Source organism: Nocardiopsis sp. MT53, assembly GCF_019598965.1.
Taxonomy (GTDB): Bacteria; Actinomycetota; Actinomycetes; order Streptosporangiales; family Streptosporangiaceae; genus Nocardiopsis; species Nocardiopsis changdeensis.
This window is the reverse complement of the sequence record NZ_CP080599.1, coordinates 4,904,097-4,925,272: the sequence shown is the minus strand read 5'-3', so window position 1 is coordinate 4,925,272 and position 21,176 is coordinate 4,904,097. Positions and strand designations below refer to the sequence as shown.

Annotated in this window: 22 protein-coding genes; 13 read left to right on the top strand and 9 right to left on the bottom strand. The window is 73.4% G+C overall.

Going from position 1 to position 21,176, the window contains the following annotated elements:
* Positions 1–2: 2 nt before the first annotated feature.
* From K1J57_RS21770 to K1J57_RS21760, 3 genes are all read left to right on the top strand, one after another.
* Entirely contained in the window at positions 3–1,808 is a 1,806-nt protein-coding gene (locus K1J57_RS21770) for an IucA/IucC family siderophore biosynthesis protein (RefSeq protein ID WP_255646483.1), read from the top strand.
* A complete protein-coding gene (locus tag K1J57_RS21765) occupies positions 1,805–3,235 on the top strand; it encodes a glutamine synthetase family protein (protein WP_220560448.1) in 1,431 nt (476 codons plus the stop codon). The genes K1J57_RS21770 and K1J57_RS21765 overlap by 4 nt, the downstream gene beginning before the upstream one ends.
* A 69-nt stretch (positions 3,236–3,304) precedes the next feature.
* Positions 3,305–3,811 carry a flavoprotein gene (locus K1J57_RS21760; RefSeq protein ID WP_220560446.1) on the top strand — a complete coding sequence of 169 codons (507 nt, stop codon included), beginning with the start codon at positions 3,305–3,307 and terminating at the stop codon, positions 3,809–3,811.
* A 296-nt stretch (positions 3,812–4,107) separates the two neighbouring features.
* Here the strand turns inward: K1J57_RS21760 and K1J57_RS21755 are convergent, their stop codons facing one another.
* Entirely contained in the window at positions 4,108–4,593 is a 486-nt protein-coding gene (locus K1J57_RS21755; protein ID WP_220560445.1) for an HIT family protein, read from the bottom strand.
* Positions 4,590–5,654 carry a TOMM precursor leader peptide-binding protein gene (locus K1J57_RS21750; RefSeq protein WP_338151210.1) on the bottom strand — a complete coding sequence of 355 codons (1,065 nt, stop codon included), beginning with the start codon at positions 5,652–5,654 and terminating at the stop codon, positions 4,590–4,592. Before K1J57_RS21750 ends, K1J57_RS21755 begins: the two co-directional genes overlap by 4 nt.
* Before the next feature lie 203 nt (positions 5,655–5,857).
* Between K1J57_RS21750 and K1J57_RS21745 the strand changes: the two genes are divergently transcribed.
* Genes K1J57_RS21745 through K1J57_RS33595 form a run of 5 tightly spaced genes read left to right on the top strand, consistent with a single transcriptional unit; the run spans position 5,858 to position 8,450 of the window.
* A complete protein-coding gene (locus K1J57_RS21745; protein WP_220560443.1) occupies positions 5,858–6,058 on the top strand; it encodes a hypothetical protein in 201 nt (66 codons plus the stop codon).
* A gap of 1 nt (position 6,059) precedes the next feature.
* Positions 6,060–6,587 (top strand): DUF6879 family protein, encoded by a 528-nt coding sequence (locus K1J57_RS21740; protein WP_220560442.1) that lies wholly within the window; start codon positions 6,060–6,062, stop codon positions 6,585–6,587.
* Positions 6,584–7,420, top strand: a complete 837-nt coding sequence (locus tag K1J57_RS21735; RefSeq protein WP_220560441.1) for a helix-turn-helix transcriptional regulator — start codon at positions 6,584–6,586, stop codon at positions 7,418–7,420. Before K1J57_RS21740 ends, K1J57_RS21735 begins: the two co-directional genes overlap by 4 nt.
* Before the next feature lie 43 nt (positions 7,421–7,463).
* Positions 7,464–8,309, top strand: coding sequence for a helix-turn-helix transcriptional regulator (locus K1J57_RS21730; protein WP_220560440.1), 846 nt, complete (start codon positions 7,464–7,466; stop codon positions 8,307–8,309).
* Positions 8,310–8,327: 18 nt separating this feature from the next.
* On the top strand, positions 8,328–8,450 hold the full coding sequence (locus K1J57_RS33595) for a hypothetical protein (protein WP_255646479.1): 123 nt from the start codon (positions 8,328–8,330) through the stop codon (positions 8,448–8,450).
* Positions 8,451–8,616: 166 nt separating this feature from the next.
* On the opposite strand, the gene K1J57_RS21720 is transcribed toward K1J57_RS33595, so the two are convergent.
* The 4 genes from K1J57_RS21720 to menB form a co-directional block, all read right to left on the bottom strand.
* Positions 8,617–9,183, bottom strand: coding sequence for a dihydrofolate reductase family protein (locus tag K1J57_RS21720; RefSeq protein ID WP_255646477.1), 567 nt, complete (start codon positions 9,181–9,183; stop codon positions 8,617–8,619).
* A 134-nt stretch (positions 9,184–9,317) separates the two neighbouring features.
* Complete coding sequence (gene menD / locus K1J57_RS21715; RefSeq protein WP_220560439.1) at positions 9,318–11,033, bottom strand: 2-succinyl-5-enolpyruvyl-6-hydroxy-3-cyclohexene-1-carboxylic-acid synthase; 1,716 nt, start codon at positions 11,031–11,033, stop codon at positions 9,318–9,320.
* A gap of 157 nt (positions 11,034–11,190) precedes the next feature.
* Positions 11,191–12,165 (bottom strand): o-succinylbenzoate synthase, encoded by a 975-nt coding sequence (locus K1J57_RS21710; protein ID WP_220560438.1) that lies wholly within the window; start codon positions 12,163–12,165, stop codon positions 11,191–11,193.
* On the bottom strand, positions 12,162–13,001 hold the full coding sequence (gene menB, locus K1J57_RS21705; RefSeq protein WP_220560437.1) for a 1,4-dihydroxy-2-naphthoyl-CoA synthase: 840 nt from the start codon (positions 12,999–13,001) through the stop codon (positions 12,162–12,164). Before menB ends, K1J57_RS21710 begins: the two co-directional genes overlap by 4 nt.
* A 166-nt stretch (positions 13,002–13,167) precedes the next feature.
* Between menB and K1J57_RS21700 the strand changes: the two genes are divergently transcribed.
* The 3 genes from K1J57_RS21700 to K1J57_RS21690 all read left to right on the top strand — a co-directional run bounded on the left by K1J57_RS21700 (position 13,168) and on the right by K1J57_RS21690 (position 16,729).
* Positions 13,168–14,406 (top strand): AMP-binding protein, encoded by a 1,239-nt coding sequence (locus K1J57_RS21700; protein ID WP_370634481.1) that lies wholly within the window; start codon positions 13,168–13,170, stop codon positions 14,404–14,406.
* Between the two features lie 441 nt (positions 14,407–14,847).
* Positions 14,848–16,242, top strand: coding sequence for an RNA polymerase sigma factor (locus K1J57_RS21695; RefSeq protein ID WP_220560436.1), 1,395 nt, complete (start codon positions 14,848–14,850; stop codon positions 16,240–16,242).
* Between the two features lie 133 nt (positions 16,243–16,375).
* Positions 16,376–16,729 (top strand): hypothetical protein, encoded by a 354-nt coding sequence (locus K1J57_RS21690; RefSeq protein WP_220560434.1) that lies wholly within the window; start codon positions 16,376–16,378, stop codon positions 16,727–16,729.
* Between the two features lie 22 nt (positions 16,730–16,751).
* Here the strand turns inward: K1J57_RS21690 and K1J57_RS21685 are convergent, their stop codons facing one another.
* Positions 16,752–17,129, bottom strand: a complete 378-nt coding sequence (locus tag K1J57_RS21685) for a GntR family transcriptional regulator (RefSeq protein ID WP_220560433.1) — start codon at positions 17,127–17,129, stop codon at positions 16,752–16,754.
* Between the two features lie 116 nt (positions 17,130–17,245).
* Complete coding sequence (locus K1J57_RS21680) at positions 17,246–17,638, bottom strand: hypothetical protein (protein WP_220560432.1); 393 nt, start codon at positions 17,636–17,638, stop codon at positions 17,246–17,248.
* A 145-nt stretch (positions 17,639–17,783) separates the two neighbouring features.
* On the opposite strand from K1J57_RS21680, the gene K1J57_RS21675 reads away from it, so the two are divergent.
* Positions 17,784–18,401 carry a TetR/AcrR family transcriptional regulator gene (locus K1J57_RS21675; RefSeq protein WP_220560431.1) on the top strand — a complete coding sequence of 206 codons (618 nt, stop codon included), beginning with the start codon at positions 17,784–17,786 and terminating at the stop codon, positions 18,399–18,401.
* Positions 18,402–18,522: 121 nt separating this feature from the next.
* The gene (locus tag K1J57_RS21670; protein ID WP_220560430.1) at positions 18,523–19,305 is read left to right on the top strand and encodes a sporulation protein; all 783 of its coding nucleotides are present in this window, start codon (positions 18,523–18,525) and stop codon (positions 19,303–19,305) included.
* Positions 19,306–19,356: 51 nt separating this feature from the next.
* Here the strand turns inward: K1J57_RS21670 and K1J57_RS21665 are convergent, their stop codons facing one another.
* Complete coding sequence (locus K1J57_RS21665) at positions 19,357–21,150, bottom strand: ABC transporter ATP-binding protein (RefSeq protein WP_220560429.1); 1,794 nt, start codon at positions 21,148–21,150, stop codon at positions 19,357–19,359.
* Positions 21,151–21,176: the final 26 nt, after the last annotated feature.

Genomic DNA, 21,176 nt, shown 5'->3' with positions numbered 1-21,176 from the left:
ACGTGGCCCGCACCCCCGCCGCACCGCTGCCGGTGCCCGCCGAGCTGACCGCCGGGCACTGGGACCGGGCCAGCGGCCTGCTGGCCGCCAAGATGGTCGCCGAGCTGTGCTTCGAGTACGCGCTGGTCCCCGAGGCCGACGGCCCCGGCCGCTGGAGCGCCGCCGTGGGCGCCGCCCGGTACCGGTTCGAGGGCCGGCGCACCCTCCTGGACGGGTGGCGGGTGCTGCCGGGGGTCACCCGGGTCGGCGCCGACGGGACCGAGGCCCCGGCCTCCCCGTTCGCCCTGCTGCGCGACCTGGGCGCGGCCGGGGTCGTGGACCCGGCGGTGGAGGCGTTCACCGTCGGGGAGCTGACCGCCACCCTGTCGGCGGACGCCCGGCTGGCCGTGGAGCGGCGCACCGCCGCCGACCTGGCCGACCTGCCCTACGCCGACCTGGAGGGGCACCAGACCGGGCACCCGTGGATCTTCGCCAACAAGGGGCGGGTGGGCTTCTCCGCCCGCGACCGCGCGGACTTCCCGCCCGAGGCGCGGCGGCCCGTGCGGCTGCCGTGGATCGCGGTGCACCGCTCCCTGGCCGAGTACCACGGGGTGCCGGGGCTGGAGGAGGAGGTGCTGCGCGCCCGTGAGCTGGGCGGGGAGACCGTCGCCCGGTTCACCGGACGGCTGGCGGCGGCGGGCGCCGACCCGGACGCGTTCGTGTGGCTGCCGGTGCACCCGTGGCAGTGGGACGAGGTGGTGGTGCCGCTGTTCGCCGCCGAGCTGGCGCGCGGGCTCATCGTCCCGCTGGGCGAGGCCGGGGACGACTACCTGCCCCAGCAGTCCATCCGCACGTTCACCAACCTGACCAGACCGGACCGGTTCAACGTCAAGCTGTCGCTGGCCATCCTCAACACCATGGTCTACCGGGGCATCCCCACCGAGCTGTGCCGGGCCGCCCCGGTGAGCACCGGGTGGGTGCACGCCCTGCACGCCAAGGACGCGTTCCTGGCCGAGCGCCACCGGGTGATCCTGCCCGGCGAGGTGGCCGCGGTGGCGGTGCGCCACCCGGTGCTGGAGGACATCCCGGACGCCCCGTACCGGCACCGGCAGCTGCTGGGGGCGCTGTGGCGCGAGCCGGTCGCCGGCTTCCTGGAGCCGGGCGAGCGGGCGCGGACCCTGGCGGCGCTGCTGCACGTGGACGGCGAGGGCCGGGCGTTCACGGCGGAGCTGGTGGAGCGGTCCGGGCTGGACGCCGAGGAGTGGCTGGCCGCCCTGTTCGGGACGGTGCTGCCGCCGCTGCTGCACCTGCTGTACCGGTACGGCCTGGCGTTCAACCCGCACGGGGAGAACACCATCGTCGTCTACGACGAGCGGGACCGGCCGGTGCGGCTGGCGGTCAAGGACTTCGTGGACGACATGAAGCTGCTGGACGCCGACCTGCCGGAGTACGAGGGGCTGCCGGCGGAGGCGCTGGGGGTGCTGATGCGCTTCGACGCCCGCGAGCTGACCTCGTCGGTGGCCAAGTCGCTGTTCATCGGGCACTTCCGGTACCTGGCGCCGCTGGCGGAGGAACAGCTGGGGGTGGGCGAGGAACGGTTCTGGGCGCTGGTGCGGGCCGAGATCGACCGGTACCGGGCGGAGTTCCCCGAACTGGCCGACCGGTTCGCGCTGTTCGACCTGCTGGCGCCGGAGTACGAGCGGGTGTGCCTGAACCGGGAGCGGCTGCTGGGCGGCGGCTACCACGACCGCGCCGAGCGCGACGCCGAGTTCCACCTGGACGCCCCGCCGGTCCCCAACCCGCTGCACACCCCGGAAGAGAAGCGATGAGCACGACGATCGGCGACGGACTGCCGCCCCTGTACGAGACCCTGCCGCCGTCGCCCCCGCCGCCGCCGTTCCCGGTGCCGCTGGAGCGGCTGCGCGCCGACGTGGAGGCGGGCGGGATCACCGACGTGATCGTGGCCCTGCCCGACCTCCAGGGGCGGGTGCAGGGCAGCCGGGTGGCACCGCGCGACTTCGCCGAACGGGTGCTGGAGAACGGGTTCGACGCCTGCCTGTACCTGCTGGCCACCGACGTGGAGATGGAGTCACGGCCGGGGTACGCCACCGACCCGTGGGGCGGGGGGCTGGGCGACTTCGCGATCCTGCCCGACCCCGGCACCCTGCGGTACCTGCCCTGGGACCCGGGGACCGCCCTGGTGCTGGGCGACGCGCTGGACGCCGACGGGCGGCCGGTGCCGGTGGCGCCGCGGCAGGTGCTCAAGGAGCAGCTGGAGCGGCTGGCGGAGCGGGGCTGGCGGGCGCTGGCGGGGACGGAGCTGGAGTTCCTGGTGTTCCGCGACTCCTACCAGGAGGCGTTCGAGGGCGGTTACCGGGGGCTGACCGCCGCGACCCGGTTCAACTCCGACTACGCGCTGCCGGAGGTCGCCGAGATCGACCCGCTGATGCGGCGGATCCGCACCGCGATGGAGCGGACGGGGATGCGGGTGGAGTCGGCGCGCGGCGAGTGCCACCCGGGGCAGTACGAGATCGTGTTCCGCTACGACGACGCGCTGCGGACCTGCGACAACCACGTGGTGTACAAGGCGGGGGCCAAGGCGCTGGCGGCCCAGGCGGGTGTGGCTTTGACGTTCATGGCCAAGTACGACGAGGGCGAGGGGAACTCCTGCCACGTGCACCTGTCGCTGCGCGACGAGACCGGTGCGCCGGTCTTCGCCGACGACGGGTCGGGGCGGTACGGGATGTCCAAGCACATGGAGCACTTCGTGGCGGGGCAGCTGGCGTGCATGCGGGAGTTCGCGCTGCTGCACGCGCCCAACGTGAACTCGTTCAAGCGGCTGTCCCCGCAGGCCTACGCGCCCAGTTCGATCGCGTGGGGGCTGGACAACCGCACCTGCCCGGTGCGGGTGGTGGGGCAGGGCGAGTCGGCGCGGATCGAGTTCCGGGTGCCGGGCGGGGACGCCAACCCGTACCTGTCGGTGGCGGCGATCATCGCGGCGGGCCTCTCCGGCATCGACCAGGCCCTGCCGCTGCCGGAGCCGACCGCGGGCGACGCCGGCGCGGACCCGGACCTGCCGCGGCTGCCCGCCTCCCTGGAGGAGGCGGTCCTGGCCTGGGAGAACAGCGACATCGCCCGGTCGGTGTTCGGGCCGGGCATCGTCCGCCACTACGCGGCGGCGGGACGTGCGGAGCTGGCGGCCTTCTCGGCCACCGTGACCGACTTCGAGCGCCGCCGCCACTTCGAGCGCGGTTGATGTGAAGGTGCCCCCGCCGGCCCCGTTCCGGCGGGGCGCCGCCCGCCCGCGGCGGCCAGACTGGACCACATGCGAACTCTGTACCTCACACTCTCCGGGGCCACCACCACACCGGAGGAGACCGCCCCCGACCTGGTCCGCCTGCTCCAGGACGAGGGGTGGCGGGTCACCGTGCTGTGCACGCCGACGGGCACCCGCTTCCACGACCTCGACGCGCTGGAGGAGCTGACGGGCGAGCCGGTGCGCGTGGACTTCCGCCGGCCGGGGACCGGCGTGAGCCTGCCCCCGCCGGACGCGGTCCTGGCCTGCCCGTGGACGTTCAACAGCACCAACAAGACGGCGCTCGGCATCACGGACACGTTCGCGGTCGCGCTGGTGTGCGAGATGATCGGCCGGGGCGTGCCGACGTTCCTGGTGCCCAAGGGCGGGGACGCGCTCGCGGGACACCCGGCCTGGGACCGCAGCCTCGGTTTCCTGGACGCCGTCCCCCACGTCACCCTCCTGCGCGGCCCGACCGGCGGCCTCCCGACCTGGCGCCGGGTCGCCGACGCCCTGGCCGAGGCTCCGACCAGCTGAGACGGGCCGCCCCTGGCCCCGATACCGCACCACCGGCGCCCGGTGAGGTCCACACGCCGCACCTTCGCGTGCAATCTCGAGCAAGCACGTTGTCCCCGCCCAGGCCGTCGGGCTTCCATGGATTCCGGAGGCCGCCGAGGCACCCGGGACGGCTCCGGCCTCCACCGACGTCCACCGCGAAGAGCGAGGAGGCCACCGTGAACGACGACGGCAACAACTGACCACCGGGAAGCGACGGCAGGGCGGCCCTGACCCTGGGCCGCCCCGCATCTGTTCCCCGGCATCGGGCTCTGCCGTCACTCCGCGGCGCGTCTGATCCGTTCGGCGACCTCGGCCAGCCACTCGTCGTCGGCCCTCTCGTGGTCGTGCGAGGACAGGTACCCCTGGTAGCGGTCGAAGTAGCCGGTGGCCGTCGATGCCACGGCCCGCCACCCCTCGCCCGCGTTGCCCGCCGTGCCGTGCATGGGGAAGAGCTTGGCGTGGGCGTGGTCCACCCCGTACCCCTCGTACATGATCCCGGTGCGTGCCACATCGGCGAAGGCCGTATCCAACAGCCGCGCCACCTCGCGGGCCGCCAGGTGCAGCGCGGTGTACTCCCCCTCCTCCAGGTCCACCACGTAGCTGCTCTTGTGGGCTTTGGGGACCACCACCGAGAACCCCTCGGTGTTGGGGAAGATCGACAGGAACGCCAGGTGGTCGGTGTCCTCCCAGATCCGGTGGGCCGGGGCCTGCCCGGTCACGATCCGGCAGAAGACGCACCCGGCGTCGCGGTCGGCGCTCATCGGACCCCCTCACGGACCGGAACGGCATCGGCGCAGGTTGGGCAGGCCGGGTCGCGGTCCGTATCCTGTTCGTCGAGCGACAGGTCGTGCGACCACACGCCCACCCGCCGGTCCAACGACGCCGGAACGCCGAAGCCGCCCAGGTACCGGAACACGTCCAGGGCGGCCAGGGACGAGGCGAGCATGTTCACGGGACCGTTGGAGGGCGCCTGGTAGCGGCCGTTGATCCCGGCCATGAGCCGGGCCAGCTCTGGTTCCCCCTCCGGGGCGCGGACGGTGAGGGGCCGGCAGTCCCAGCAGCCGGTCGTCCCCGGTACCACCAGCGGGCCCCACACCGCGATGTCGTTGACGTAGCAGGCGTTCAGCCAGGGTGTTCCGTCCCGGACGCAGTGGGCGTTGACCGTGCTCGTCAGCCCGGGGGAGTCCGCCGAGACCACGAGCAGGTCGCAGGAGGGCAGGCTCTCCAGATCCTCCCGGTCCCGGACCTCGCGGACCACCGGCCGCGTCCGGCAGTGGCGGTTGCGCCGCCGCAGTTCCCTGGCGAGCACCTCCGCCTTGGGCAGTCCGATGTCGGCCTCGGTGAACAGGAACTGCCGGGTCAGGTTGCTCAGCTCCACGTGGTCGGCGTCCACCAGCACCAACTCCCCGACCCCGGCGGTGGCCAGGGTGACCGCCACCAGGCCGCCGATGCCCCCGCACCCCAGTAGCACCACCCGGGCCCGTGCCAGTCGGAGCTGGACCTGCACCGCGTCGGCCCCGGAGAGCTCGTAGAACAGGGCGTGGCGGCTGTAGCGGTCGGCCGGGTCGTAGGTGTGCGCGGGGATCAGGTGGACACCGTCTTCGAGCAGCCGCATCACGGTCTCGGCCCGGAGGGTGTCCCCTTCACAGTGGCCGTCCAGGAAGGAGCGGGCCTCGGCCCGGGTGCGGGGTACGCGGAAGTGGTCGGCCAGCCGTAGCAGGGGTTCCCACAGCACCGGATCGTGCACGGGCCGGCGTATCGACCCGAATCCGAGGAACAGCACCCCGTCCTGGAAACCGACACGGACGTAAGGGGCCAACACCCGGGGTTCGTCAAGGCGGGGTTCCACCGATCGCACAAGGTCTCCTTCGTCGGTAGGGTCGGCGTACCGACGAACGTAATCCCGGGTTCGGGCCGCAGGGTCGGGGATTGCTCGGAATTGCTCGCGCGGTGCCGACGGCGCTCTGGCGGGCGCGGACCCGAATCGGTGAAACTGGGTTCCCACCCCCTGATCAGGGAGCCTCTGTGAAACTCCGCAAAATAGGTACGACTTCGCAGAACGGCGGATGCCCGACCCTGTACGAGACCGATACCGGTGACATCGTGGTCCAGGGTGACCGGCTGACGGATCCAGAAGCTCTCGCACAGTTGCGCGACGTGCTGGAGGGCGAGGAGTTCGTCGTGGTCCCCCGAGCCCTGCTGACCCGCTTCGCCCCCAAGGAGTGACGTGTCCGACCTGGTGTCCGGAGAAGCCTTCGACGACCTCTTCCGGCGGTACAGACACACCGCCTGGAGACTGGAGACCCGCACCTACTACGGCAAACTCGACGAGGACCGGCCCTTTCAGGAATGGCTGACCGGCAAGGAACCCGACCTGGAATGGTTCGTCCCGTGGCTGCGCATGGTGCGGGAGGAGACCGCCGCCGGCAAACGCATGGAGCGGGTCCGGCTCGTTGACGACCCGCCTTCGGACTACCTGCGCTGGGAGCTGTGGGGCACCCCCTACAACCTCGGTGCGGGTGAGGACATCCGTTATCTGAACCGCTCCCACCCGATCGTCGAGGAACTGCCCGACCACGACTTCTGGGTCTTCGACAGCCGGACCGTCGCCCGACTGGCCTTCGACGGCGACCGGTTCCTGGGCGTGCACCTCAGTGAGGAGCCATCCGAGGTCCTGGCCGCCCTCCAGGCGCGTGATGCCGCCTGGCACCACGCCCTGACCTTCACGGAGTACATGGCCACCCGCGCCCTATGACCGACTACCAGACCGCCCGTGCCTCCCTCGGTATCCGCCTGCGCGAACTCCGGGAGGAGGCCGGGCTGTCCGGCCGCGAGCTGGCCGCGCGTCTGGGCTGGCACCCTTCCAAGGTGTCGAAGCTGGAGCACGGCAAGCAGACGGCCGCCCTGGAGGATCTCCGGTCATGGGCGCGGGTGTGCGGACTCCCGGAGGCGGCGGAGGGGCTGGCGGCGCAACTGCGGTCGTTGGAGACGCACTACGCGAACTGGCGCCGCCTGCTCGCCGGAGGGCACGAACCGCTCCAGCGCTCCAACGCACCCCTGGACGCCGCGACGCGTCATTTCCGCATCCTCGAAACCGCGTGCGTGCCGGGCCTTCTCCAGACGGCGGACTACGCGGCGTTCATGTTCCGCCGGGGGGTGCGCCACCACCGCACCCCTGAGGACATCGACAAGGCGGTCCGCGCCCGCATGGCCCGCCAGGACGTCCTGGACGCCCCCGGCAAACGGTTCGAGATCCTCATCTGGGAACCGGCCCTGCGGATCAGGTTGGGGCCGGACCCGGTCATGGCCGGGCAGCTGTCCCGTGTCGCCTCGGAGATCACCCGGCGCCGGGCCGACATCGGCGTCATCCCCATGGGGGCGAGCATGGACGTGGTCCCCTCCCACGGGTTCTGGATCTTCGACGGGAAGCAGGTCCTGGTGGAGACCATCGGTGCCGAGCTGTCCCTGACCGAGGACCTCGCGACCGAGCCCTACCGGCGCGCGTTCGCCGAACTCTCCGCCGCGGCCCTGCGCGGCCCCCGTGCCGTGCGGCTCGTCCAGGCCATCGGCCGGGACCTGTCGACGTGAGGCGCACGTCGGCGTTCTCCCGACGGTTGGAGGCCCGCGCCCTATGACCGACTACCAGACCGCCCGCGCCTCCCTCGGTATCCGCCTGCGCGAACTCCGGGAGGAGGCCGGGCTGTCCGGCCGCGAGCTGGCCGCGCGCGCCGAGTGGCACCCGTCCAAGGTGTCCCGCCTCGAACGCGGGAACCAGACCGCGGCCGCGGCCGACCTGCGCCGCTGGGCCCTGCTGTGCGGACGCCAGGACGCGGCCGGGGGGCTGGTGGCCCAGCTCGGCTCGCTGGAGACCCACTACACCGGCTGGCGGCGCCGCCTCGCCGCCGGCAACCGGGCCCGCCAGCAGAACGCCGTCGACCTGGAGAACCGCACCCGCGTCCTGCACGCCTTCGAGTCGGTGTGCGTCCCGGGGCTGTTGCAGACCCAGGCCTACGCCCGCGCCATGATCGGCCGGGCCGTCGAACTCTACGGCACCCCGGCCGACGTCGAGGAGGGCGTGCGCACACGCATGGAGCGCCGCGCCGTCCTCCAGGACGGGGAAAGGGAGGTACGGATCCTGCTGTGGGAGCCGGCCCTGTACACCCGGCACGCCTCCGCACAGGTCCAGGTGGAGCAGCTCGACCACCTGGCCTCCTGCATCCGCCGGGGGCTCGGCGGAATCGGCGTCATACCCCTGGCGGCCACCCTGCCGGTCTCCCCCATGCACGGGTTCTGGATCTACGACGAAGAACGGGTGATCGTGGAGACCGTCAGCGCGGAGCTGTACCTGACCGACGACGACGCGGTCCGGCCGTACCGGCGCGTGTTCGCCGCCCTGTCCCGCGCCGCGGTCAGCGGACACCGGGCCCTGGAACCCATTCTCCGGGCCCGTGCCGCCCTCACCGGAACGCCGGCCTGAACCGGGTACGAGGTGGAGGTGACCGGCCCGGTCGGCACCTGCACCGACGCCCGGCACGTCATCGCCCACAGCGACGGCGAGGTGCGCCGCCGGTTCAACGTGTGCTTCCGGGCCCGGGTGGTGGGCAGGGACCGACGGTGAGCGACGCGTCGCACGAGGCCGGCTGGTTCTCACCCGCCGAGATCGAGGACCTGCCGATGCGCCGCGCCCAGCGGCTCCGGGTGGAACACGCCCCGCGGGACGGCCCCGCCCACACCGGATGGACTCCCGCGTCCGCGGCTCCGGTCCGTGCGTGCGACCGTGCCGGTCAGCGGGTCACGCGGTAGCGGAGGTAGGCCACCCCGGAGGACCCGACGGGGCGGGACTCGACGAGGTCGAGGTCCACACGGCGTTCGGCCCGGGGGAAGAACGGGGTGCCGCCGCCGACCAGCACCGGGTACACCCGGAGCCGGTACTCGTCGACCAGGCCCAGCGCGGCCGCCTCGGCGGCCAGGGCGGCGCCGCCGACCGCGATGTCGCCCTCCCCCGGCTCGGCCCGCAGCCGCTCGACCTCCTGCGCCAGGCCGCCGGAGGCCAGGCGGGTGTTGCCCTCTACTTCGGAGAGCGTGGTGGAGAAGACCACCTTGGGCAGCGCCCGCCAGATCTCGGCGAACTCACGCGTGGGGTGGTCGTGTTCCGGGTGCTGGTCGGCCGTCTCCCAGTAGAGCATCGTCTCGTACAGCCGCCGCCCCAGCAGGTAGGCACCGGTCCGGCGCACCTCGTCGGTGGCCAGGGCGAAGACGTCCCGGTCGGGCGCCGACCAGTTGAAACCGCCGTCGGGCCCGGCGATGTAGCCGTCCAGCGAAACGCCCATCGAACAGATCACGTCGTGCATCAGGGGGTCCTCCTCGGTTCCGGGTTCGACGGTACGACCATCGCACCCGGCGGGACTCATCGCGACGCGCGCAGATCCCGCGGAAAAAACCGCCCCGCCGGACACGGCCGGGCGGGGCGCGGTGCGCACAGGGGCTACAGGGCCTCGGCCAGGGCCGCGTCGACCGCCGTCTGCAGGCGTCTGCGCAGGGCCGCGCTCTCGGCGCGGTCGGTGCGCACCTCCACGATGCGCACCCCCTCCCCCAGGAGTGCCTTGGGCAGGTCGGTGGCCCACTCCAGGTGGATGTAGGGCACGTCCGCCATCGCCGCCACCCGCTCCATCGTCACCCCGTGCGGGGTCCCGAAGACCCGCTCGAAGTCCGGGTGCCCGGCCTGCTCCAGGCCGGAGAAGATCCCGCCGCCGTCGTTGTTGACCACCACGATCGCCAGGTCCGGGCGCGGCTCCCCCGGCCCGATGATCAGCCCGTTCTGGTCGTGCAGCACCGCCAGGTCGCCCAGCAGCGCGAACGCCCCCGCGGCCGGGTCGGCCGCCTGGTGGGCCAGGGCGGCGCCGATCGCCGTGGACACCGTGCCGTCGATGCCGCTCACGCCCCGGTTGCCGACCAGGCGCACCCCGCAGCGGGCGCGCATGGTGGCGTCCAGGTCGCGGATGGGCATGCTCGAACCCGCGAACAGCAGCGAACCCGCGGCCAGGTGCGACACCAGGTCGCGGGCCAGCCGCGGCTCGGTGAGCGTCTCCTGCTCGTCCAGCACCGCGTCCAGCGCCGCGCGGGCCGCGGCCTCGGCCCGCAGCCACAGCCGCGACCAGTCGGTGCGGCGCGGCTCGTCGAAGGTCAGCGCCGGCGGGGCGGCGACGGCGGCCACCACGTCGGTGGCGGTGCGCGCCGGGTCGGCGAACCCGTCCGGCAGCGCCGCGCACGGGTCCCCCAGGGACCCCGCGGTGACCACCACGTGGCGGCGGGCCCGGCGCAGGAACGCCAGGGTCTGCCGGGACAGGTTGGGCCGCCCCACGCTCACCACCAGGTCCGGGGCGGGTCCCGCGGCGATCGCCGGGGACGCCAGCAGCTGCCGGTAGGCGGAGACCGCGCCCGTCCGGCGGGCGTTGGAGGTGGGTTCGGCCAGCAGCGGCCAGCCGGTGAGCTCGGCCAGCGCCAGGAACGGCACCGGGTCGTAGTCGCCGTCGCCGCACACGATCACGCCGCGCTCCACGTCGGGCAGCACGAACGCCGGGGGTTCGGCGAACGGCCCCGGGCGCGAGATCCACGGCGCCCCGCCGGCCCGCCCCTCCAGGGGCTCGGGCCACTCCCGGCCGGGGCCGTCGGGGGTGAGCGGGTCGCGGAACGCCACGTTCAGGTGCACCGGACCGGGCCGCCCGCCGCGGGCGGCGCCCCAGGCGCGCCCCACCAGCGAGCGCCAGTAGGCGACCATCCCCGGTACCGGGTCGGGCGTGCCGACCTCGGCGAACATCCGCACCGCACCGCCGTACAGGCCGATCTGGTCCACGGTCTGGTTGGCGCCGGTGCCGCGCAGCTCGGGCGGCCGGTCGGCGGTCAGCACCAGCAGCGGCACCCCGCTCTCGTCGGCCTCCAGCACCGCGGGGTGGAAGTTGGCGGCGGCGGTCCCGGAGGTGCACACCACGGCCACGGGGCGGCGCGACGCCCGGGCCAGTCCCAGCGCGAGGAAGGACGCCGACCGCTCGTCCACCCGCACGTGCACCCGGATCCCGGGGTGGGAGACCAGGGCGAGCGCGAGCGGCGTCGAGCGGGACCCCGGCGCGACCACGGCCTCGGCCAGGCCGCAGCGGGCCAGTTCGTCGACGAGGACCCGCGCCAGGGCGGTAGACGGATTCATCCAAACGCTTTCGTTCGTCAAAGTGTGCAACAAGTATCACCGCAGGACGCCGGGATGCCGCCCGGCACCCCTCTTCTCACGGGCGCACACCTCCCAGTGAACCCCGTTCGGGCGCGAACGGCGAACGCCCGCCCGTGTGATCCGTGTCCTGTACCGGTCAATCCCGGCGGTCGGCCGCGATGGCGGCCTCGGCGCGGGCGCGCCAGGGCCCGGGCTCGGTCTCGACCGCCCGCAGCCGCTCCTCGTCGACCTCCACCGCCCGTACCGGCAGGTACCCGTCCTCGGGCAGCAGCGGGTCGGCGGTGACGTCGGCGGTGAGCATCTGCATGGTCGCCAGGCCGCACGCGTAGGGCAGCTCCGGCAGGGCGGCGGCCAGCGCCACCCCGGCGGCCAGGCCCACCGACGTCTCGACGGCGCTGGAGACCACCACCGGCAGCCCGCAGGCCTCGGCGACCCGCAGGGCGGCGCGCACCCCGCCCAGGGGCTGCACCTTGAGCACGACGATGTCGGCGGCATCGGCGGCGCGCACCTTCAGGGGGTCCTCGGCTCGGCGGACCGACTCGTCGGCGGCCACCGGCACGTCCACCCGGCGGCGCACCTCGGCGAGTTCGTCCAGGGTGGCACAGGGCTGCTCGACGTACTCCAGCCCGTACCGGTCCAGGGCGCGGACCATCCGCACCGCGGTGTCCACGTCCCAGGCCCCGTTGGCGTCCACGCGCACCTTCCCCGAGGGGCCGATGGCGTCGCGCACCGCCTCCACCCGGGCCAGGTCCTCGGCGGGGTCCTGGCCCCGCTCCGCGACCTTCACCTTGGCGGTGGCGCAGCCGCCCGCGGCGACGATGGCGTGGGCCCGCCCGGGGTCCACGGCCGGGACGGTGACGTTGACCGCGACCCGGTCGCGCACGGGGGCGGGCCACCCGCGGTGGGCGGCCTCATGGCAGGCCGCCCACCAGCGGGCGCACTCGCGCGGGCCGTACTCGGCGAAGGGCGAGAACTCGCCCCACCCGGCGGGCCCGCGCACCAGCATGCCCTCGCGCACGGTGATGCCGCGGAACCGGTTGCGCAGGCCGATGGCGAAGGCCCGGCCCGCTCCGGGGCCGGTCTCCGCGGCGGGGTCGGGGGACGGTGTCACGGGCGGCGCGGGAACTTGTCGAACTCCGGACGGCGCTTCTCCTTGAAGGCGTCCCGGCCCTCCTGGGCCTCCTCGCTCATGTAGTAGAGCATGGTGGCGTCGCCGGCGAACTGCTGCATCCCGGCGGCGCCGTCGCTGACGGCGTTGATGGCGCCCTTGAGCATGCGCAGCGCCAGCGGGGACTTCTCCAGCAGCTCGCGGGCCCAGGAGACGGTCTCCTTCTCCAGGTCGGCCAGCGGCACCACGGTGTTGATCATGCCCATGTCCAGCGCCTCCTGGGCGCTGTACTGGCGGCACAGGTACCAGATCTCGCGGGCCTTCTTCAGGCCGACGGTCTCGGCGAGCAGCCAGGAGCCGTAGCCGCCGTCGAAGGAGCCGACCCTGGGGCCGGTCTGGCCGAACTTGGCGTTGTCGGCGGCGATGGTGAGGTCGCAGCACACCTGGAGCACGTTGCCGCCGCCGATGGACCAGCCGGCGACCATGGCGATGACCGGCTTGGGCAGGCGGCGGATCTGCACCTGGAGGTCCAGGACGTTGAGGCGGCCGATGCCCTGGCGGGCCACGGCGTCGTCGCCGATGTAGCCGTCGTCGCCGCGGATCTTCTGGTCGCCGCCGGAGCAGAACGCCTGGTCGCCCGCGCCGGTGAAGATGATCACGCCCACCTCGGAGTCGTCGCGGGCGATGTTGAACGCCTGCTGCAGCTCGAAGAGGGTCTGCGGCCGGAACGCGTTGTGCCGTTCGGGCCGGTTGATCGTGATCTTGGCGATGCCCTCCGCGGTCTCGTAGATGATGTCGGAATACTCGCCCGACCGCTGCCAGTCGATCACGCTGCTCACGGCTACTGCTTCTCCTCACGGGACATCGGAACGGCGGGCGCCCGGACCGGCTCCCCACGGAGCCCCCTCCGGGGCGACCCCCGCGTCAACCCTACGCATTGTGCCAGGCCGACGGGGACGACCGGGTACGCCCCCCGGGAGCGTGGCGGGCGTACCCTTGTGCCCCGTGGCTTCCGTGAACCTTCCCGACGTCCCCGACCCGACGACCGCCGACGGCCCGGCGCTGCGCGCCGCCGTGGGGCTGGAGCCGGATCACCTGTCCGACCTGCTGGCCGCGGCGCTGGAGGGCGGGGGCCCGGCGCTGATGCCGGTGCCCGCCGGGACCCCGGACGCCCGGGTGCGCGAGCTGCTGGGGGCGATGCGCCCCTCCTCGGTGCTGACCCCCGAGGGGGAGTCGCCCCTGGAGGGCGGTCTGCCCGCCTCCCCCGGGACGGCCCTGGTGGTCACCACCTCCGGGTCGACGGGCGCGCCCAAGGGCGTGGAGCTGTCGGCCGCGGCGCTGCTCGCCTCGGCGCGGGCGTCGGTGGCGCGGATCGGGGCCCGGCCGGGCGACTCCTGGCTGTGCGTGCTGCCCGCCGGGCACATCTCCGGTCTACAGGTGATGCTGCGCGCCCTGGTCACGGGCACCGGGGCGGTGCACGCCCCGTTCTCGGCGGAGGGGGTGCTCTCCCTGGCGGAGGGGCTCCGCCCGCACGTGTCCCTGGTGCCGACCCAGCTGCGGCGGCTGCTGGCCGCGGGCGCGGACCTGTCGGTGTTCGGGGTGATCCTGCTGGGCGGCGCGGCCGCCGAGCCCGAGCTGCTGGCGGCGGCGCGCGCCGCCGGGGGCCGGGTGGTCACCACCTACGGCATGAGCGAGACCTGCGGCGGGTGCGTCTACGACGGCGTGCCCCTGGACGGGGTGGGGGTGGCGACCGACGCCCCGGGCCCGGACGGCTCCGGCCGGGTGCTGCTGTCGGGGCCGACCCTGCTCACCCGCTACCGGACCGCGCCGGGGGCGGAGCCGGTGCCGGGTCCGGACACCGCCGCCGACGGGACCCGGGTGCTGCGCACCAACGACCTGGGGCGCTGGGACGGGGAGCGGCTGGAGATCCTGGGCCGGATGGACGAGGTGATCAACACCGGCGGCCACAAGGTGGTGCCCGGGCAGGTCAACGCGCTGATCATGGCCGACCCGTCGGTGGCCGAATCGGTGGTGGTGGGCCGCCCCGACCCCGAGTGGGGCGAGCGGGTGTGCGCGGTGGTGGTGCCCGCCGACCCGGCCGCGCCGCCCGCCCTGGAACACCTGCGGGCGGTGGTCAGGGACCGGTTGCCCGCCTACGCGGCCCCGCGCGAGGTGGAGGTGCGCGACCGGCTGCCGATGCTGGCCTCGGGCAAACCGGACCTGGTGGCGCTGCGCCGCGGCTGAGACCGCGGCCGGGCGGGCGGTCCGTGCCCCGACCGGGGCAGGCCGCCACCACAGGGGAGGACATGTCCGCCCATGTGGGGAACTTCCCCGGGCCGCCCGGCGTCTACCTGAGTATCCGGGCCGCCCGAATGCCCGGACCCCACGGCCCCTCTGCCAAGGAGGTCCGCAGTTGGCGACAGCCACGAGTCCACCCGCCCACGCCCCTGCGCCCTCCCCCGCGCCTGGAGCGCTGTGCCCCGGCACGGCCGTCCGGGCGGGCTCCCATACCCGCTGCCTCCCACCGCCCGCCACTGAACGCGCGGTGATCCATGCCACTTCGAAAGATATCCAATCGAGACGGGGAACATTTGACACCCCGACACGTTGGACATATTGGCGCGTCCAGTCGGCGGGAGCCTTCCGCCACGTGCCACACGTCATGGAAGGGAGGGAGGTGTCCGGATGACGAGCTCCGCCCGGACCCGTTCGGCGCCCACCGACGGCACCGCTCCGCTCGCGGCGGACCGCGCGGCGCTGACCGATCTGCTCGCCCGCGGGCGCGCCCAGGGGCACCTGTCCCTCGCCGAGCTGCGCACCGCCTTCTCCGCGGCCGGAGTCTCCGCCGGCGACGGCCGTGCCATCCTGCGTGAACTCACCGACCACGGGGTCCGGCTCGCCAACGGGGGCGACCACTCCGCACCGGTGGCCGAACCCGACGCCGAGGACGACGTGCTGGAAAACACTCTCATCGCGACGGTGCCCGACACCGACGAGGCACCCAAGGCCGCATCCGGCAAGGTCGCACCGCGCAAGGGCCCCTCCCCCCGGAGGAAGACCCGCACCACGCGGCGCACCAAGAAGACCGAGGACACATCCCAGGCCACCATCGACCCGGAGACCGGCGAGGCCGACCTGGACGACCAGTCCCCCGCCATGGGCGACTCCGTCCACACCTACCTCAAGGCCATCGGCCGCCGGCAGCTGCTCACCGCCGAGCAGGAGGTCGAGCTGGCCAAGCGGGTCGAGGCGGGCCTGTACGCGGAGTACCGGCTGGGCCTGCACGGCGAGGTCGACACCTCCGTGCCGATGTCCGAGGCCGAGCGCGACGAGCTGGAGTGGATCGCCGAGGACGGCCGCAAGGCCAAGTCCCACATGCTGGAGGCCAACCTGCGCCTGGTGGTGTCGGTGGCCAAGAAGTACAGCGACCGGGGCATGTCGCTGCTGGACGTGGTCCAGGAGGGCAACCTCGGCCTGATCCGCGCGGTGGAGAAGTTCGACTACACCAAGGGCTTCAAGTTCTCCACCTACGCCATGTGGTGGATCCGCCAGGCGATCCAGCGCGGTTTCGCCGACTCGGCGCGCACCATCCGCCTGCCCGTCCACGTGCTGGAGCTGCTGAGCAAGGTCAGCCGCCTGGAGCGGGACATGCACCAGGCGCTGGGCCGCGAGCCCACCCCGGAGGAGCTGGCGCTGGAGCTGGACAAGACCCCGGCCCAGATCGAGGAGCTGCTGCGGGTCACCCGCCAGCCCATCAGCCTGGACTCCACCATCGGCGAGGACGGCGAGACCCGCATCGGCGACCTCATCGAGGACGTGGACGCCTCCGAGGCCTCCGAGGTGGTCGACCGCCAGCTCATGGCCGACCAGCTGCGCAACGCCCTGTCCGACCTGGAGCCGCGCGAGGCGACCATCATGTCGCTGCGCTTCGGCTTGATGGACGGCCGGCCGCGCACCCTGGACGAGATCGGCAAGCACCTGGGGCTGACCCGGGAGCGCATCCGGCAGCTGGAGAAGCAGTCGCTCTCCAAGCTGCGCCACCCGAGCCGCGCCCAGCAGCTGCTCGACTTCGCCAGCTAGCCGCCGACAGGGGCCGCCTCCCGCACCGGGGGGCGGCCCTTCGGTGTGTCCGGGATCGGGGATGTCCCTGAACCTTCCCCGGGATCGGGGCCGAGGGGCGCCCGGGGTCCTCGGCGGGTGCCACTATGGGGAGATGACCGACAGCACCTCCCAGCGGCAGGCCGATATCGCCGCCGCGCTGCGCGCCGGCCGCGAGCTCGGGCCCGAGTACGACGACGCGCTGGCGACCTCTCTGATCGAGCGCATGGACGACGCCATCGACACCAGCGTCCGGCGCCACCTGGAACACCGGCAGCGCGAGCACAAGGAGAAGGTGGGGGTCCCCTCCAACACGGTGCGGATGGTGCTGTCCCTGGTGTGCCTGGGGGTGAGCCTCCCCGCCACCGCGATCGTCGCGGCCATGGTGGGCGGGGCCGCCGCCATCGCCGCCGTGTGGGCGGGCCTGATCCTCTTCTACCTCGTCTCCGTGCTGGGCCTGCGCCGCTGAGCGGCGCCCGGCCCGCGGAGCCTCAGCCCGTGGGCCGGGCGGAGTCCAGCGCGGCGCGCAGGATGTCCACGGCCTCGTCGTGGTCCAGCCCCACCCGGGAGATCACCTCGGCGTAGGCGCGGGCGGCCGCCAGCGCCTCCGCACGCTGGTCGTCCCCCGCGGCCGCGATGAAGGTGCCCGAGCGGCCCCGGGTCTCGACGACCCCGGCCTGCTCCAGTTCGCGGTAGGCGCGGGCCACGGTGTTGACCGCCACCGACAGGTCCCCGGCCAGCGCCCGTACCGTCGGCAGCCGGTAGCCGACCGGGAGCTCCCCTGCGGCGGCCGCCATCGCCACGGTCGTCCGGATCTGCTCATAGGGCGGTACCTTCGACGTCGGGTCGACGCGGATGAACTCCGCCATCTCCTCCTGCGCTCCCCACGTTCGGCGTTCGTGCTCCGGGCCCCATACCCGTTCGCGCCCAAAACTACCGTGCGTGCGGGCCCCGCGCCCGCGGGGGGCGCGGGGCGGCGCGGACGTCAGAGTGCGCCGACCGTGCGGGGCACCCGCGGCACGCCGTGCAGCCGGTGGGCCTCACGGGCGGTGAGCAGCTGTTCGGCGACCTCGGTGGCCTCGCGCACCGCGGGCCGGGCCAGCCGCTTGCGCCGGTGGATGCGGTCGCGGTAGCCCTTCTCCCCGACGAGCACGCGCTCGCGGGCGTAGGCGGCCCGCATCGCCTCGGTGAGCGCGGTGTCCAGCGCCAGCGCGCGCTCGTGCAGCTCCTCCACCGCGGCCCCGGACTCGCGGGCCTCCTCCAGCGCCGCCTGGGCGGCCGCCACCTCCCGCAGCAGGTCGTCGAGCCGTCCGGCCCGTTCGCGGTCGGCCACCAGGCTCTCCCGCGCCTGCGCCGTGCCTCGTCCGCCAAGTCCCATCGCTCGCTCCGTTCACCGGGTACACCGCCTGCAATGGCACTGTAGTGGTGACGTGGATCATGAGGCGAGCCGGATCGTGCGTCGGTGATGGCCTCGGCGCACAGAAAACGCCACATTTGATGACAAAACTTCCGAAAGGAAACAAGTGAGCAGGAACTACGCGGGGCTCAGCCGGGAGCGCATCATCCTGGAGGCGCTCCACATCATCGCCGGGCGCGGGCTGGGCGGGCTGTCCATGCGGCGGCTGGGCGACGCCCTGGAGGTGGAGGCCATGGCCATCTACCACCACTTCCCCCTGGGCAAGGAGCAGCTCTTCAACGCCATCGCCGCCTACGTGACCTCCCCCGGCGCCACCGGCGACGCCCTCCCGGAGGAGACCGACGACCAGGACGGCGGGGAGCCGCAGGAGGACGGCGCCGAGGAGGCCGACACCCGCCCCTGGGACGAGCGCCTGGCCTCCTGGGCCGACGGGTACCGCGCCCGGCTGCTGGAGTACTCCGGCGCCCTGTCCCTGCTGGTGCACCGCGCCCCCGCCACCCCCGCCGACGCCGCCGCCCGCGCGCTGGTCCACCGCGCCTTCACCGACGCCGGGGTGCCCGAGGGCGACCTCGACCGCGCCGCCGACGCCCTGTACGCCCACTGCCTGGGGGCCGTCGTCCACCAGGTCCGCCACCAGGACGACGAGGACGCCCCCGACGCGGAGGAGGCCGCCGCCCGCTTCCACTACGGGCTGCGGGCCCTGCTGCGCGGACTCGCGGCCTGACGGGAACCGGGACCCGCCGCCGGCCGTCTGTACCTGTGAGGGTGCCGCTCTCCCCTATGCCCGAACACTCCCGAACGCCCCGCCCGGATCGGCACCGCCGGGGCGGGAACAGGAAAGGCCCATGGTTCTCAAGCGTCTGCTCGCCGGCATCGGTTTCGGCGGGGCCTCGGTCGAGACCCACCTGGACTCGGCGTCCACCCGTCCCGGCGGCACGGTGCGCGGCACCGTCCTGGTCGAGGGCGGGAACGTCGAGCAGGAGGTCGAGGAGCTCACCGTGGGCCTGCAGGCCGCGGTCGAGTCCGAGATCGGTGACAGCGAGGTCACCTCCCACATGGAGTTCCACCGGGTCCGGCTGGGCGGGCGGACCGGCCTGGTCCCCGGACAGCGGTTCGAGGTCCCCTTCGAGCTGCCCGTGCCCTGGGAGGCCCCCGTCACGTCCCTGGGCGGCCAGCGGCTGTACGGCATGAACCTCGGCGTCAACACGCGCCTGGCCGTCGCGGGCGCCGTCGACCCCGGCGACCTGGACCCGGTGGCGATCGAGCCGCTGCCCGCCCAGCAGGCGGTGCTGCTCGCGCTGGACTCCCTGGGCTTCCGGTTCAAGAAGGCCGACCTGGAGCGCGGGCGCATCGCCCGCACCCGCCAGCGGCTGCCCTTCTACCAGGAGATCGAGTACTACGCCCCGAGCCGCTACCGGGGCCTGAACCAGCTGGAGCTGTCGTTCGTCGCCGATGAGCACGGCATGGACGTGGTCCTGGAGCTGGACAAGAAGCCGGGGCTGTTCACCGAGGGGCGCGACACCTTCAAGAGCTTCAACGTCACCCACGAGCAGGCGGCCGCGATGGACTGGAGCCGGGAGCTGGACCGGTGGATCGACGCCCTGGCCGGGCGCCGCGACCTCTTCTGACCGTTCGGGCCGGCGGTCCCGGCCGGGGCGGCGCCCCGGCCGGGACCCGGCTCAGGCCCCGTCGGCGCGCTCGCGGACCCGCTCGGCGCGCAGCTCGCGCGCCTGGTCCGGGTCGAGCACGGGTGCGGCGTTGAGCAGTTGGCGGGTGTAGTCGCTCTGCGGGTTCTCGTAGATGGAGTCGCTGTCGCCCAGCTCCACGATCTCGCCCTTGCGCATCACCGCGACCCGGTCGCTGACCTGGCGCACCACCGCCAGGTCGTGGGCCACGAAGATGTAGGTCAGCCCGAAGTCGTCCTGCAGCTCCGACAGCAGCCGCAGCACCTGGTCCTGGGTGGACACGTCCAGCGCCGACACCGGCTCGTCGCAGATGATCAGCTTGGGCTTGAGGATCAGCGCCCGCGCGATCGCGATCCGCTGGCGCTGACCGCCCGAGAACGCGTGCGGGAACCGGTTGTAGTGGTTCGGCTGGAGCCCGACCCGGTCCAGCAGCTCCTGCACCTCGCGCTTGATCTTCTTGGTGTCGCGCTCGCCCTGCACCCGCAGCGCCGTCCCGATCGCGTCGCCCACCGTCACACGCGGGTTCAGCGACGAGTACGGGTTCTGGAACACCATCTGCACATCACGCCGCAACGGACGCATCCGGTGTTCGGCGATGTGGGTGATATCCCGCCCCTCGAACACGACGGTGCCCTCGGTCGGCTCCAGCAGGCGCATGACCATCCGCGACAGCGTGCTCTTGCCCGAGCCCGACTCGCCCACGATCCCCAGCGTCTCGCCCTTGTACAGGTCGAAGGAGACGCCCTTTACGGCCCAGAAGTCGGTGGAACGCCCCCACATCCCGCCGCGCACCTTGAAGCGCTGGCCCACCCCCGAGACCGTGAGCAGGGCCTCCCGCCCGCCCTCGGGCTCCTTGGGCGTGAACGCCGCGAACCCCTCCCGCCCCGGGGTCTCCCCGGTGACCGCGCCCGCGGCCCGCTGCTCCCCGCGCTCGCGCTCGGCCCGGTCGGCGCGGTCCTGGGCGCGGCGCTGGGCCCGGGAGACCTCCACCCGCGGCACCGCCGCCAGCAGCGCCTGCGTGTAGGGGTGCTCCGGCGCCGACAGCACCGTGCGCACGTCCCCGCGCTCCACCGCCACACCGTGGCGCATCACCACGACCTCGTCCACCGACCCCGCCACCACGGCCAGGTCGTGCGAGACCAGGATCAGGGCCATCCCCAGATCCCGGCGCAGCTCGTCCAACAGGTCCAGGATGCGCGCCTGCACCGTCACATCCAGCGCCGTCGTCGGCTCATCGGCCAGCAGCACCTTGGGATCGCACATCAACCCCATCGCGATCACCACACGCTGGCGCATACCACCGGAGAACTCGTGCGGATACGAATTGATCCGCTTGGCCGGGAAGGGGATGCCGACCCGGTCCAGCGCTTCGGCCGCGTGTTTGCGGGCCTCCGTCTTGGACACGCCCGGCCGGTGCACGAGCAGCGCCTCGACCAGCTGGTTGCCGATGGTGTACTGCGGGTGCAGCGACTGCATCGGGTCCTGGAAGACCATCGCGATGTCGTTGCCGCGCATCGCCCGCAGCTGCCCGTCGGTCAGCTTGTTGACGTCCTTCCCGGCCACCTCGATGGCGCCGGTGATCTTCGCCCGGCTGCCGCGGTGCAGGCCCATCAGGGCCAGCGAGGTCACGCTCTTGCCCGAGCCCGACTCGCCCACGATGCCCAGCCCTCCCCCGGCGGGCACCTCGAAGGACAGCCCGTCCACCGCCTGGATATCGCCGTCCATGGTCGGGAACGCCACCCGCAGGTCGTCCACGCGGACGACGGGCTCGGGTGCGGATTCGCTCATAGGAGAGGCCTCTGCTCTCTGGGTCC